A 16160-nucleotide genomic window follows, 5' to 3' on the forward strand; every position below is an offset into this window, starting at 1 on the left:
CAACGGCACAAGTGCCTGCATGTATTTTTTCAAACGCTTAACTCATGGGATATCAAGGTTTAATGCGCGAAAACAAAAGTTTGTCGTACAACAACTTAAGCGCAAATAATACGACAACCACTGTCCAACAGAAAAAAAATACCGAGGAACAAGAAAATACGGTCTCAAACAAAAAAGAAGAAAGCGCCAAGTCCAACAATGACAAAGATCTGAATTTATCCAAAGGCTTTGCTCAAATGCTGATGGAGGCAGACTTCACTAAAGACAATGATGCTCGCAAACCTCATTTTCCTGACAATGTCTATCTGACCACCCAAAAACCGGTTGGCGATCCTGATAATAAGATTTTACCCATGTCCTCCAAATTTCCAACTCCAGGAAACGGTCAATCTCTGACCATAGGAGATATAGGAAAAAAATCAGGAGTAACTATAGGATTCGGCCTTGATATTGGAGCTCGATATGGTAGTTCGGAAAAAGACAAAGCTAAAAATGATTTTATAAATGCAGGAGTTGCTGCAGATACAGCAGAAACTCTATCTGCGGTAGTTGGAATCACAGGCCTTGAAGCTGCAAAAAAGTGCAATGAATTAAGACAAAAAAATATTAGCATAACTGGCAAAAATACTTTTAGTCTTTTAAAGCTCACTCTTCCTGATTATGAAAAGAAAAGGTACTCTAAAAAAGATGAAAGCAGCTATGGATATAACAACGGTGATGGAAAAATTCATCCTGCGCTAGAAGAGTTCATCACATATGCAGGCTATTGGGGTAAAGCAAGCTTATGGAGAGAGCTCGTGGAAGCAGGCCAAAGCAGCGAAAACCATAAGGAACAATTTGCTGAAGCCATCAAAAGAATGGATGCGATTGTCGCTAAAAACGTCTTCATAAACAAAAAAAATGAAGAAGATCTAAAATGGGTAGGCAAGGTTTGCAAGAAAATCAAACACGCTCTCGCTACGATCAAAGAAGTCTTGGACTCAGGTGGAGAAATCAAAATCACCGATACAGTCCAAAGTCTGGAAGAACTCAAAAATGAAAATAAAGGAGATACTTTCGAATTCATCAAAGACGTAAAAGAGAGGGATACTGACTTTAAAGGCAAGTCTAAAAACCTTGGCCGTCAACTTGACGGCTTGGATAGAAAAGGGCTTATCCAAGAACCTGTGGGTACAGGAGCTCCCAATTTGCCCAAAGACGTCCGAATCGTACAAGGCCTACTGTATAATGCCGGATATGCCGTCGAGACATCTGGAGACTTTGACAATGACACTTACAATGCATTGCAAGATTTCATGGTGGATGAATTAGGTTACACAAGAGACAAGTACAAAAAAATTTCTCCAGGGAAAGGCGTTTGTCTCAGGCTGAAAAAATACAAATACAGACACAAAGCGACGAATGATACCCCAAATATAACTGCAGAAAAAACGACAACAGCTTCGATAGAAACTGAAGAACAAAATATCAATGAGGCTAATTCAACTAAAGAGTTAAATAAAGCTACAGAACAAAAAGAAAAACAAACTAACTCATCAGCAAAAGCTATCATCAAAAAAGGCATTATTAGCTCCACAGTAGGAAAAGGAGCTGACAATCAAGAAAAAGACGTTCATGTCGTGCAGGCACTTTTAGTGAAAAATGGCTTTTCTTTGGATATAAATGGCAAGTATGATGACAGTCTCTATAAAGCCTTACAAGACTACATGGTCATTAGAATGGGATATAAACGCGACAAGTATCCATTCATTGCTCCTCATAAAAGTGTAATTAGGCATCTTAAACAAAATCAAGGAAAGAGATTCACAGAGAAAAAAGAAAAAGCAAACAAATCAACGTATATCGTTAAGTCTGACCCTCAAAGTGTAAAAGAATGGCGTAACCAGTACGAAGATGAAAATATAACATGCAAGGTGAATGATATGACCGCCTATATCTTCAATCATCCTGAATTCATCAAAGAAGTCTTTAATCAGGAAGGTTATTTCACAACGGATAACCTTGCCTTCAAACTCACCAAAGCACTCGATAGCATGGGGAAAATCAGCAGTCTTTCTGCTGACATGAAAGATTTTCTCCATTCTCAAATGGATGACTGGAGTACCAGCAAAGAAGAAGATGCTATGATGAAGAAGTTGAAGGGAAATAGTCAAAATGACGATGACATTAAAAAAGTAGAAGCTTCCACAAATTTAGAAAAAGTTGACCTAAATGTACCAAACTCAAAGCCTTCAACAGATGATAAGGATACCGAAGAGAAAACCGTAACTAAAACGACTACTATAAAAGAAATCTATAAAATATCTGGCCTAGTAGGCTTTGGTAAAGCTAATGCTAAAGAAGATGTCATTCAAGTGCAAAAAGCATTGAGAGGCTTAGGGTATGATGTAAAAGCAAATGGAATTATAAAAAGTAAGATAGCAAAAAAAGCCATTTACTCTGATACTACTGTTTTTAATTCCTACAAAACTATTGGTGCTCTTTTTCATTTTCAAGCTCAATATAGTTTAGGAGCAGATGGAGTCGCAGGAAAAGGCACAATAAAAAAAATCAATGAAGTGATTAGTATTGTAGGAAATGATTTTAAGAAGAATTATAACAAAAGAAAGTCTAAAGAAATCAATTCTAAAAATATTATAACTACCGCAAAAATTAACAACTCTTATTTACTTTGTAAGGATAATAAAGGATATTATATTCCTAAAGAACTTTTAAAATATACTAGGGAACTTATTAAGAATCTCGAAATTATATCTGATGAATGCAAAAAAATAGATGGAGTTTCAGGAAACCCTTCTATTACCTGTGGTTATCGTTCCCCAGAGCATAATTTTAGTAAAGCAGTAGGTAGTAAAGCAAAACTCAGTAAACATCAATTGGGAATGGCTGCTGACATTAAACCTCCTACAGGTATGGATATTAAAGCATTTAGAAAATTAATGCAGAAATTATTTGATGAGAATAAAATAAAAAAAGGTTACAAAAAAGACAATTACAATACATTTATTCATTATGATGTTAGAAACTAAATTTAAGATTTTAATTTTCTTATCATTTACTACGATGATAGCATGTAGTTCTAAAGAGAATAAAAATAGTGATCAACAAACCCTCACAGAAGTTAAAACTAATACAAATATTGTGACAGATGCTAGAGACTTAAAAACAGCTTTTGATAATAAAGAGGATATTACATCTTTAACTTTATTTGATGATACTGCTCTACCTGACTCTATATTGTTACTTAAAAACTTACGTCATTTAAGCTTAGAGTCTTATTCTTCTATTCAAAATATAAATCCAAAAATCTATTCATTACCTAATCTAGAACGTTTGAGTATTTCAGGAAACTTAAAATCTATTCATCCAGAATTAGTGAATGCCCAAAAATTAAAATATCTTGATTTGGGTAATAATATGTTAAATAAAATACCCTCAGTAATATTCCAATTAAGAAATTTAATTCAATTAGATTTATACTTTAATCTTATATCATCAATTCCAATTGATATCAAAGAGCTTAATAAACTTGAAGTTTTAGACCTTTATGGAAACCCCTTTTCTGAAGAAAACATTGAAAAATATAAAAAAGAATATTCTTATATTAAAACTTTTGGGATTGGTAGCGTAGAAGAAGATGAGGAAGAATAATATACTCTATGAATATTTAAGTCGCCCACAGTGGCGACTTTATTTTTTAATCTCAACAACAATACTCATAGATCAGCTTACGCTCGGTTTTCATATCCAACTTATCAAGCTTGCTTAATTCACGGGTCAAAGCTCTGGTCAGCTGAGGCTTGCCGATTGTTCAGCCATTTTCCTCAAAACCTAATACAACCGCTTGTTGCAATACATTGATAATATTGGCACCCGTTAGCTCGAAATTCTTCGCAAAGAAACTGAAATCAAAATCGTTTTCCTTCGGCACTTCATCATGTATAAATACATCGAAAACAAACTAAAATAATGAAAATAAAATATCTTATTCTAATTTTTGCAATAATTGTAGGGTGTAATTCACGTGAAAGTGAGTTTAAACAACAAATAAAATTATTCCAAAATCAATCTATTCCTTTTGGGAAAAGTGAATTGCTAAATAATAATAATTATCATATTTCTGCCTCAAATAATTTAGACTCTTCATTTATAGCAAAATATATTGATCCAAATTTTAACAAAAATAGATATACCGAAACTTATATGGAAGAATTTAAAGACAATGGAGATGTTGAAAAAATACCATATACTGTTAAAATGTATTATTCAAAAATATGCAATTTAAGTATAAATAAAAAATTCCATTCAATTATGTATGTCTCTTATCAAAATAACCTTTCTCCTGTTTCGGATTCTTTATTTTTAGTAAATATTGATGATCAAGGAAGAATACTTGGAAAAACGAGTTTCGATAAATATAAAGTGTATTCAGATAAAAACTACACTTTTAAAATTTTAAAAGATTTAATAACAGTAGTTGATAATAATAAAACAACTGAATACATAATTCAATCTGATGGAGCTATCATTAAAAAATAACTAAAATCATTATTGTTTATCACAATTTGTTTTTAAGGTTTTCCTAAGCAGACTCCTTTGTATTCCCCCAAAAGGAAATACAATGATAAAAAAATATTCCTATTTGACATTTCAATGTGTTGATGAAGATACAATGGAATAATTCAAATAATAACAAAGCCCTTAGAAACAATTCATGAAATCAATCTAATTCCATAAAGAAATATGAAAGAACCCTCCATTATCAAATAAAGCATATAATGGAGGACTCTTTCTTAACAACATTCCTCATATTCATAAATCAGCTTGCGCTCGGTCTTCGTATCCAGCTTGTCAAGCTTGTTAAGCTCTCTGGTTAGAGCACGCGTTAATTGCGGCTTTCCTATCAAGCCTTCGTTTTCTTCGAAGCCCAAAACCATCGCTTGTTGTAGCACATTCACGATATTCGCGCCTGTCAACTCAAAATTCTTGGCGAAAAACTTGAAGTCAAACTCTCCATCCTTAGGTATTTCATCATTGAATACTCGCTCCCAAAGCATCTTGCGAGTTTCTTCACTAGGCGATGGAAAATGAACCAAAGTCTGAAACCTTCGTAAGAAGGCTTTGTCCAAGTTCGTTTTGAAGTTGGTCGCCACGATAACGGTTCCCGGAAATCTTTCCACTCTTTGCAGCAAATAAGAAACCTCTTGGTTCGCATAACGGTCATTGCTGCTGCTGGTCTCGCTACGCTTGCCGAAGATAGCGTCACCTTCATCAAAAAACAAGATCCACTCATGTTGCTCTGCAATATCAAAAACCTGCTTCAGATTCTTCTCAGTCTCGCCAATATACTTGGACACCAATTTCGACAAATCAACCCGATACACTTCCATTCCAGTCAATTTTCCGATCAAGGTGGAAGCCAGAGTCTTTCCTGTTCCCGACGGTCCATAAAACAAAGCGCGATACCCGGGCAGAACTTTTCTCGCAACAGCAGGAACGCTTCGCATCGCATTTCTTTGATTCACCCAGCTCAGTATTTCTTCCAGCTGCTTCTCGGTCTTTCTATTCACGACCATGTCATCCCAATCCTGATGGGTGCTTATCTTCTCCGCAGGAAATGAGCTGCTCAAAGCAGGGATATACGATTCATTCCAAAGTATCTTATTCAATACAAATGGATTCACTTTAAGCGCTGAAGCAGTATAAGGCAGCGTTCCTTCTCCTGACTCCAGTTGAATTATATTCTTATTGATCAGAGTAGAGTTGGCATCGAAAAGCTTCAACATTTTCAACTTAATCGAGAACTTCACATGGCCACCTTCATCGCAATGGCTTAAAAGGTAAATAGCCGTCTCTATCGTCGGAATAAACCCTTGATAAGAATGATGAAAGTTCACTCCGCCAATCACCAAAGACTGCTTCATGTTTTTCTCCACTATCAGCTTTTGATAGATTTCAGGAGCAACATATTGAGCTAAAGTAAGCGCCAAAACCAACCTTTCGCTAAAAGTCAATTCAAACAACAAGTCAACCACATATACGCCTTTACCTCTTAAAGCTGCATAGTCTGCAAGCGGCACAGGCTGAGGAGGAACCGCAGGAGGACTTATTGTCTCGCTATTTTCCACGCCATCTGATTCTTCGCTTTCGTCTTTAGCCTTGTCAGGCAATATATAGTTGATAAACTGGTTCAGCCATTCCAGCTCTTTGTAAATGATCCCTTCTTCAGTCATGAGTAAATGAAAGTTAATGAAAACCCTAATACCAAAGATCTAATTTATGCCTTTTTCAAGCCTCTTGATGATACTATTTTTTGAAATACAAATATCATTTTATTCATAAATAAACTAAATCTCAATTTCGCACTTTGTTGTATATACTATATTTGTAATTACAATATTTGTTTTATTACTTTAGCATATAATTTTACTTCACCCATAATCTCATTTATCGCATGAAACAAGAAGAACAAAATCAGCACAATTGGAAAAACACCCTGCAAAAAAAGGCCGATCATTATCAAAAACAGAATTGGGTCAACACTCAGCTTAAAAAAAGAAACGACTCCAAGAGCGAACATTCATTCGAGTCAAATAATCATTTATCAATAACTCAAATGATGGCTGATATCGAAAACTCAAAAAACAGCGATCAGTATAAACTATGGAACACTACTGCTGACCAGCTTCCGGTTCAAAAGCAAAGCATGCCCAAACAAAATAATACAGGCATGCCTGATCAGCTAAAATCAGGAATTGAAAACCTATCAGGCCACTCAATGGACGATGTTAAAGTGCATTACAACTCAGACAAACCCGCCCAATTTCAAGCCCATGCTTTTGCTCAAGGCTCGAATATTCATATAGCTCCCGGTCAGGAAAAGCACTTGGCTCACGAAGCTTGGCACGTTGTGCAACAAAAAGAAGGCAGAGTCAAACCTACCATGCAAATGAAAGGTGGCGTGAATGTCAACGACGACATAGGCTTGGAAAAAGAAGCTGATGCAATGGGAGCAAGAGCTTTGCAGATGAAAAACGAAGGATCCCAATCCTTTGGATTGTCAAACAATGAATCTGAAAAATTCATAGCACAAAGAAAAACGCATGAACCTTCCAATCAACCTCTTCAATTAAAAACAAACGAAAATGCTTCAAGCAGCTCAGCTGTTGTCCAAAGAATGGGAACCGGACTAAGTTTGCTTTTGGCTGGCATCGGGTCGTTAGTCGCTCATCAAGTGTTGACATACATCAACAAGAAGAACATGGAGAGCGACGACACATTGGTGGGCAAAGAAAACCCTTACGATGAAGGAGGAAAAGGAAAATTGCAGATTAGAAAGTATCATGCATTTGTTGAAAATGAAAAAAATCCGTTCTGGCATGTATGGCTCACTTATAAATTTGAAGATGGAACAGAATTCAAAATCGCCGAAAGAGGTAATGGAAGGGAAAATTGGAAAGACTATCCGGTCATATCCGAAACCACTATCAGCAATAATCAGTTGGCCCGAATACTGGAAAAAGATGATGATATCAACGACAAATACTGGCCAAGCCTATATGGTCCAGGTTGGAATGATTGCCATACTTGGCTAAAAATCGTGCAAAACTATGCAGGTGTCAACTCGCCACTGACCACACCAAGATTTAATAATGACTAATTCACCAATCAATAATCAGCTAAGAGTAAATTCTTGGCTGATTCCATAATTTAATCCCTCCAAACTCTTCATAGTAAATTAGCTATTGAATCCATTCAATTTCGCACAATATCATTTCCCTTTCAGACTTTTTCTATTTATAGTTTCCTATTTCTTAAGAGAGACAAATAACTAATCTTGAATTCCAGCTATTCAGCATCATTTTTTAATCATTTAAAAAACACGAATAATAATTCACTAATAAATTCATATATAAATATTTACAATAAAAACAGATAAACATTTTTATTTATAAACTCTATCAAACTAATTTATAGTTAAATATTTTTAGAGAAAATTTATAATAAACTTATTTATATATGTATATTTAATCATTCGTTAGGTTTCCCACTTATTTCACTACAACCACTATCACAAGCCACATGGACAAAACTGCGCATCAATTCCAGCAAAACAATGCAGCACAGTTAAAGGCGGACCAAAGAATGAAAGCCAACTGGATTGCTCAGCAGAAAAAAAAGGATAACACAATCACATCGGAAAACAGCAAATTCGAATCCAACCAACTTGGTATTGCCCAATTAAGCGCGGAAATGACTGCCGCAACATCAAGCGACCAATTTCTTGCATGGAATACTCCTCCACCTCAACAGCCAACTCAATTGCAAAAAAATGAAGGCTCGGAGAATATCGCCTCCAGTGCAAAACACACAAATAATACAGGGTTGCCCGACAATTTGAAAAGTGGCATTGAAAACTTATCCGGATATTCCATGAGCGATGTCAAAGTGCACTACAATTCCGACAAACCCGCCCAACTGCAAGCGCATGCTTATGCGCAAGGTACAGACATCCACCTAGCTTCGGGACAAGAAAAACATCTTCCTCACGAAGCTTGGCATGTCGTCCAACAAAAACAAGGCAGAGTGAAACCAACCAAGCAAATGAAAGGCAAGGTAAACATCAATGATGATAACGGACTTGAAAAGGAAGCGGATATCATGGGAGCCAAAGCATTGAGTATCGGACAAAGCAATGGCGACATGCCAACCCAACTAAAGGATAATGATACGCTCGAAATCATCCAAAGACAATTCGCCCCAGCTATCACTTCAAGCAAAGCTCACCTCAGAAATGGAGGACAATGGGGAAATAAAATTGGCAATGATATTAATTCCGGTTCTGAGATAGTCGTAGATAGAAACCAGCAAATGACTCAAAATCGAGGTCTTTTGAGCAATGTTACGTGGACAAAAGCAGTTAATGTTACTGGCGCCAACTGGAATTGGGCCAACCATAATGGAGCAAATACCTACATCAGAAACTCCAGAATAGGAAATGACAAAGCCTACCCTCTTAATGCCGATGATAGTTTCAAACCCAATGGAAGAGCCAAATCACCTAAACCAAAGTACAACTGGCATCATCATGTGGGAGAATTCATCGAAATTGAAGAAAGCTATACTGATCCGAATTCAAAAATCGCTTATGTAAACAATATCCTTAGAAGAGTTAACCCTCAAACGGGACAAGTAGTGAACAACCTTAGCGCTGATGAACAGCGTCAACTTGACGACAATGCCATGCTAACCTATTTGAAAAGCCGTGTAAAATCGACTCTGGAAAATGCGATAAATGGCTTGCCTTGGCAAGATCAACTTACAACAGATCACAACATTGATAAAATCATAATGTATGATGACTCGAGCAAGGCTTTGAGATGGCAAAGGTTCGGGGCTACAATCAGTGGCACTAAGTACGTTTCATATTTAAAATGGCTTTTGGCCAATGATGGCCCTTTTCATCGCATTGGAGAAGGAGCTGTTTCAGTTAGAAACTCTTTGGAGTATTGGAGAAAATCTCTTTTGCCGCCTAATGGCGATGGCGTTACTATCAAATCCATTAGCCTCAGTGGTAGCGATTTGCATGATTCAGGTCTGGGTGTCATGTTTGTAAAATTCAACAAAGCAAATGCCGGGGGAGGAGCTGATTATCATGCTGCAGGTGATCATGAAGTGGTTGTCAAACCGGAAAACCGTGACTTGGAGCATAAATTTTTCGGAACTGAAGAAAATAGTTTAGCGAATACAATCAACGAAACTTTAGAACTTGACAATGCAGATAAATTAGCGACTTATAAACAAAAAGTACATGCCAACTTTGGGTCGATGTGCGAAAAAGTCATCGGCAGCGACCCTCAAAAGATAGAACAAAATGAAAAAATGGGATTAACGCAAGCTGTTAAAGAAGCTTTGGTCTTTGTCTTGGTTACTGGTTTGACAGATTTGCATCATGAAAACGTTCTTTGGGATAATAATGGAAAACCATATCTTATAGATGCCGACAATGCACTCAAAATGAAATATATGAATCCGCAAACCGCGAGTCTACAAACTGGATTCAGCGATTACGGAATTACTAAAGAACAACAAGATAACATATATAACGGCGCTGATGACTATGAATCGTCATTCCTTCAAGCTCTGAAAGATCCAAACTCGCAACCGCAAAGACGACTGCTCTTAAAAGTAAAGCAAGCCTTCGCCAACTCCAGAGGTCGTACCGTGCCTATTGAAACAAAAGCTTGGGGAGGTCGCCTTAAAGCATTCATTCTTACCAGAGAACTTGGACAGGATACGGATACTTACCAAAATGATCCTGTATCTACCAAATGGGAGTATTGCGACAAGTTCGCTGATTCATTGCCGGAAGGAAAAGGAGTCGAAGCTCCAGGCTTGGAAGGTGAAGTAGGCATCAGAAACGGAACAAATGGCAACTTCCAACATGATACTGAAAAGGCTCAAATATTTGCGGATTTGACAGTAGGACAAATTCCATTTTATGTCTATCGATATGACAACGGCCATATCTTGCATAATGATCAAGTAATCTGGCATGGGCAAACTATCGACGAACGCATGGCCGGACTATTCGAAAGATTCCCAAATCAAGTGACTAATTAAAAAAAGATATTAAACACCTGAATTTTCAAACTGGCGAGCTCTAATTCACCAGTTTGTATTGCTTGATGACATAAAAACACAAACTACATTTCCTCCACAAGTTCTTTCTGAAGAAACTCAATCGCTGTTCTAAGCACTGGATCTGTTCCTTTTTCCAAATCAGTCGGATTGTTTCTAACTTCAATCTCCGGACTTATGCCAATTCCTTCAAAATTTTCCATTGACTTGGAGAAAAACTGCTGATTGGATAAACTGGCTTTCCACTTGTTCGGTAATTTGAAAAAGTACATATCTGAAAATATTCCTTCCGTAGTATCACCAATCAAAGTAACATAAGACAGGTCTTTCATCATCAATACAAACACCTCTGCGGCGCTTGCTGTAAAGTCGCTGGTAAGTATTACGATAGGCTTTTTTGTGAACTGAAAACTCCCTTTGGGCTTGATTTCTCTGTACTTTAAATCCGTATAAGCCTCCTTTCCCTTGATCTTAGTCTTTTCGTAATGGCCAATGCTTTCCTCTCTCACAAATCTACCGGCAAGCAAATACGAAATATAATCCCATCCTCCGCCATTAAATCTAAGATCAACAATGACTCCCTCCTTAGTATTAAACGCCTCCAATGCATTATCAAAAGCCTTGTTGATTTTACCCAGCTTCAATGCTTCAGTCATTTCATCCAGTCTCAAATAACCGAATCTATCAGATACTCTGTATTGAAAATTCGTCTCCTCCGTTATATCAACTCTATTCGCTTCGCTAAATCCATATTGCTGAAATTCTTGATTCATAATCGATTCAAACGCCAAAATATTCATTTCCGAATCCAACACAGACATAAAGTGAAACCCGTATGGCGCGCCGCATTCGATGTTTTCATTTTCGGCAAACATTGGCTCTAATGTAACGTGACCATCCTTAAGCTCTTGAAGCATGGAACAACTAACTTCAAACAACTCTTCATTGCTTGTATTCTCATTGATTCTGGGACGATATACAGTATAAATATTATCCCAATCGATTTGCTTTAAATTGAAATTAGCGTATCGCTGATCAAATGTATTCCAAAGTTTATCAAAATTCTGAATAGGGTCGTCTACATCATCTTTTTGTGAAAATGCAGGGATATTCAATGCGAGAAATAAAAAAACTAAAGAGAATCTCATGCTGAAAAGAATTTATGTTATTCAGTAAATTACATTAAAAAACGATTAAAATTTATAATCTTTTTAATTTTCCTTTCTCCACAATTCAAAGCTTCTTCCCGGGTAATCAGTCCGAAAATACTCTATAACTCCTCGATCTTGCACAGTCACAAAACAAGTCCTGCCATCCATTCCACCATAAGCGACATTTGCGGCTCTAGTGCCTTTCGTCATTGCCAGCTTCAATACTTCTCCTTTAGGATTCATATACATGACAAGCCCTCGATTCCATACGCAAAGCCAAAAATTGCCCAAGCTATCACATCTCATTCCATCCAAATCATAGCCTTCAAAAGTATTTAGCAAAGTCTTGTTGCTAATATCTCCATCTAAGCTTAAGTCATATCTCCATACTTTACCTGTATTCGTCTCGCTGCAATACAAACTTCGATTGTCGGTACTTACTTCTATGCCATTGACTGCTGATAAATCGTCAGTCAAAAGCTCCAAATCTCCGTCAGGATTTCCTCTCCATATTTGGCCTGTTTGAGTGATAAAATCCGGTGCGGAAACAAAATAAAGATCATTGTCCATTATCGCTATATCATTAGGCTCATTTAGCCGAACATCCTCAGCAAGCACAGTCAATATTTTATCCGGTGTAAGTTTCAATATTTTACGGTTTCTCTGATCCGCTATGATCATATTTCCTTTCGAATCAAAGCGCATTCCATTAGCGTGAGAATTCGGAAATAGTTCAGCATACAAACTCGCATGACCTTGTTGGTCTACCTCGCCGACTGTTCCCGAATACTCAAAGTTCATAGCAAACAACAAACCCGATGAGTCGACAGCCGGCCCTTCAACACCGTCTGAAAATACTTGATCTGTATAGTCCTCAGTATACACAACTGGTGGATTTGCTGTTTCGTCTCCGCCATCGCAAGCGAATAATAAAAGCATAGTCCCTATACTAACTAAACGCGAAATTTGTCTTAACATAAACAAGAAGTTTATTCTTCATCTGCAAAAACAAGACAAATATTGGTTGTCTTAGAATTATGTTGTGAGATTATTCATATATCTCATGATCAAAAAAAATTGAATAATATACATCAATAAATCACAGTAATTCAATGTCTAAAATTTCCATAAAAAGTATTTTTTATGAATATTTACACATATCTGTTAATTTTTCACCTATTTTTTAACAGCTCAAATCAACTCATTGGAAACTGTAAAAAGTTGAGACTTTTTGAGGAACAAACAAACTGCAACCCATACCATCGATGAAAGAGGAAAACGAACAAAATCAATTGCAATATTCCGCCATTGCGCAAAGACAGGCGGATCAACGCATGAGAAACAATTGGATGGCTATTCAAAAAAAAGAAAATCCAACGGAAACCAATTACTCCAACCATACTAATTGGGCTAGTCCAATCCAGAAACAAAGCGCGAATCCAAATAGCGTAACTTCAAAAAACTCTTCTCCATCGAGCAATAAAACAGGACTTCCCGATAACCTGAAAAGCGGGATTGAAAATCTTTCCGGACATTCCATGGACGATGTCAAAGTTCATTACAACTCTGACAAACCCGCCCAATTGCAAGCTTATGCATTTGCCCAAGGTACGGATATACACTTGAGTTCTGGCCAAGAGAAACACCTTCCCCATGAAGCTTGGCATGTAGTGCAACAAAAGCAAGGCCGTGTAACGCCAACAACTCAAATGAAAGGGAAGGTGAATATCAATGACGACGCAGGCTTGGAGAGAGAAGCGGATATCATGGGAGCCAAAGCTATGCAATTCAAAGGAACTGGAAATGATGCTTCCGACAGGGTCGCTTCTGCTTATACTACTGACACCATACAGCGATTCGAAGCCCCAAAACATGAGAGTGCTGGACGAATGGCCCTAACAGAAGACGGAGCTTTCAGCCAAGAAGAAGCCACCGCCATATACTATGGCAACTGGATGCGAGATGTTAATCAAGCTTTCGTGCCCTCTCTTATCGATAAAGTCGGAGTGGATATGGTTTACGCTGGCTTAACAGTAATGTCTTATCAAAAGTTCGGTAAAATGCCAACACAAGAGCAATTAGGCATTTACATACCCGCGGAGCATTTGGATAGCCCTGCCGGAGCTGTTGCTGGTAGCGAATACTTCGAAGGTGGCAAAATCGACAAAGTTAGCGAAGATCTTGAATCGCAAACAGCTGTCAATCCAGAGAAAGCCTCTCCAGTCGAAACTCCATTCAAAACATTGCAACATGGCACAGAGCCTTCTTCAACCAAGATTTTCAATAATGATAGTAACAATGACAACAGCAAACTTTTCGATGTGGATCAAAGTGGAGTGATGGCATACATGCATCGAAGCTTTGAGCATCTCGAAAACCGCCTGACCCTTGCCGCAAAAAAAGGCCGTACTGAAGAAGGCATGTTGCATTACGGTGCCGCAATGCACGTTACTGAAGATCTTTTTGCCCATTCCAATTATGTAGAAATAGCTGTTGAGAAAATTCTAAAAGAGCAAAATTACAATCATGAGACCGGGCGGATGGAGCATACCTATCTTCCGGAACTTCCCAAAGAACACAGAGACATCCAAACTTTCAGTAAAGATGTCATGGTAGAAGATCAACAGCAAATGATGACAGCTCCCAGACCTGTGCTCACAACTGGTTCGTTTAGCTCTGCTGATACCATGCAGTCTGTTGGTCATGAGATGCTGCACTTTTTAAAGAAAGAACCCAAGAAAGGTACTTCAGAAAACTTAGAGCAAAAAATTGCCTTTAATATTGCAATGGGGAGATATTTAGACAAAAACACATCTGCAACCCAAGTAGTTCTTGAAATAATCAACAAAAATTTAGCTCAAAACAACATTCCAGCAGAAGATATTGAAAATATAACTTCTCAGTATATAAGCTTCGAGGCTATAATGAAAGGTTTAGGAAATCTAAGTTTATTATTAAGCAATGATACAATCAACAATATATTACATTCAATAGATTTAGTTATTCACAGTGAGATAAAAACTCCTTTAGCTGCTCAAATTGAATCAATGACCATGGATGAATCTGTGCGAGACACTTCACTACTAAATACCTATGAAGCAGATAAAAAAACCGCTCGTGGCGAAAAAGATAATTCTCTAATGTCCCAAGGAATGCAAAAAATCGATGAGCAAATTTATTCTCCTGAAAAAATCAAAAATAAACAAGAAGGTTCTCTAAAAACTGCTCAAGCTAGAGTTGATGCATTAGAAAAAACTCCAGTATCTGTAGTCGCTGGTCCGTCCCATACCCAGATATCCAAAGACCATGGAAATAGCGTCTTCTTTGGACTTGCCTTTCAACTTGCTGTCAAAGCCAATAAAATGATTCGAGACGAAATGCTCAATATTTGGTCAAAAAATCAACTCGACTTAGGGACTCCTAAAAGCAAAGAACCCGAAGAACCTTCCATGTTTGATAACTTTATAACAGGTTCAAAAGATCTCATGACAGAACACCTAGGAGTAGAATTTGACGAAAAGCCAAAAGAAAAGAAATTGAGTAATGAAGAGCTTATTGCCAAGACACATCAAGAGCATGCTAGTAAATCTTTTGATTTTGCAAGGCAAGTCATGGAACAGGGATATGATCCCGAAAACATTCCCAATCTAAATGCTCATGACAAAGAATCTGCTGCTCAGCTTATAGCTTTTGCTCAATTTTTAGATAATATCAACCAACTAGATGATAAATCTAGACTCGGATTGGATCATATAGAAGAATTCTTCCAAGAAGATAGTGGTTTAGAATGGGAGCCTATACATATTCAAGAGCTAGAAAATATTGCGAATAACTTAAGAGGAACCGCTCAAAGCCTCGGAAATGATGATATGCGAACTTACGAAAGTAGGGAAGGATTATATAATCAATTGAAAGAACAAAGAACTCAATTGGGAAAAGAGCTTCTCGACCCTCAATATTTGGAAAACCCTGAAAGTATCACAGGGATCAAGCTCGATCAACAAAAACAATGTATAGCAATTATCACCGCCATGGATCGTATTATATCAGGAATAGCCCCAAGCTATAGTAAACAGCAAAAGGAAATACTTAGTGGTGATCAAAATATAATGACAAGAAATAATCAAAAGTGGGCTAAACTCCAACAAACTCATATCGAAAAGCCATCTGCATCAAGGCATGGAGGTACCTACGAAAACCTTATCAACAAAGCTCGTGAAGTTACAAGCCATCCTTATGATGTCAGTTGGTGGGAAGAGACTGTCAAATCTTATATGGAAAAACATAAAGAGCTTATCAAAGAATCCATCATCGCTCGAAATATAGGCATAGCTACATTCAGGACTGACAAACAACATAAACACTAAT

General features: G+C 37.3%; 9 protein-coding genes. 6 read left to right on the top strand and 3 right to left on the bottom strand.

Annotation, left to right across the window (positions count from 1 at the left end):
- Positions 1 to 44: 44 nt before the first annotated feature.
- From AABK36_RS19850 to AABK36_RS19860, 3 genes are all read left to right on the top strand, one after another.
- Positions 45 to 3029: a hypothetical protein gene (locus AABK36_RS19850; RefSeq protein ID WP_309936918.1), complete on the top strand. Its 2985-nt coding sequence runs from the start codon at positions 45 to 47 to the stop codon at positions 3027 to 3029.
- Positions 3013 to 3651: a leucine-rich repeat domain-containing protein gene (locus AABK36_RS19855; protein WP_309936919.1), complete on the top strand. Its 639-nt coding sequence runs from the start codon at positions 3013 to 3015 to the stop codon at positions 3649 to 3651. Before AABK36_RS19850 ends, AABK36_RS19855 begins: the two co-directional genes overlap by 17 nt.
- 318 nt (positions 3652 to 3969) lie before the next feature.
- Positions 3970 to 4539, top strand: coding sequence for a hypothetical protein (locus AABK36_RS19860; RefSeq protein WP_309936920.1), 570 nt, complete (start codon positions 3970 to 3972; stop codon positions 4537 to 4539).
- A gap of 254 nt (positions 4540 to 4793) precedes the next feature.
- Here AABK36_RS19860 and AABK36_RS19865 read toward each other — a convergent pair whose 3' ends face one another.
- Positions 4794 to 6233, bottom strand: coding sequence for an ATP-binding protein (locus AABK36_RS19865; protein WP_309936921.1), 1440 nt, complete (start codon positions 6231 to 6233; stop codon positions 4794 to 4796).
- A gap of 221 nt (positions 6234 to 6454) precedes the next feature.
- On the opposite strand from AABK36_RS19865, the gene AABK36_RS19870 reads away from it, so the two are divergent.
- Both AABK36_RS19870 and AABK36_RS19875 read left to right on the top strand, forming a co-directional pair.
- Positions 6455 to 7660, top strand: a complete 1206-nt coding sequence (locus AABK36_RS19870) for an eCIS core domain-containing protein (RefSeq protein ID WP_309936922.1) — start codon at positions 6455 to 6457, stop codon at positions 7658 to 7660.
- A gap of 422 nt (positions 7661 to 8082) precedes the next feature.
- A complete protein-coding gene (locus tag AABK36_RS19875; protein WP_309936923.1) occupies positions 8083 to 10623 on the top strand; it encodes an eCIS core domain-containing protein in 2541 nt (846 codons plus the stop codon).
- Between the two features lie 83 nt (positions 10624 to 10706).
- Here the strand turns inward: AABK36_RS19875 and AABK36_RS19880 are convergent, their stop codons facing one another.
- On the bottom strand, positions 10707 to 11789 hold the full coding sequence (locus AABK36_RS19880; RefSeq protein WP_309936924.1) for a S41 family peptidase: 1083 nt from the start codon (positions 11787 to 11789) through the stop codon (positions 10707 to 10709).
- Positions 11790 to 11852: 63 nt separating this feature from the next.
- A complete protein-coding gene (locus AABK36_RS19885) occupies positions 11853 to 12770 on the bottom strand; it encodes an SMP-30/gluconolactonase/LRE family protein (protein ID WP_309936925.1) in 918 nt (305 codons plus the stop codon).
- Between the two features lie 287 nt (positions 12771 to 13057).
- Here AABK36_RS19885 and AABK36_RS19890 point away from each other — a divergent pair, with 287 nt between their 5' ends.
- The gene (locus AABK36_RS19890; protein WP_309936926.1) at positions 13058 to 16159 is read left to right on the top strand and encodes an HET-C-related protein; all 3102 of its coding nucleotides are present in this window, start codon (positions 13058 to 13060) and stop codon (positions 16157 to 16159) included.
- Position 16160 lies beyond the last annotated feature (1 nt).

It is taken from the genome of Aureibacter tunicatorum (assembly GCF_036492635.1).
Classification (GTDB): domain Bacteria; phylum Bacteroidota; class Bacteroidia; order Cytophagales; family Cyclobacteriaceae; genus Aureibacter; species Aureibacter tunicatorum.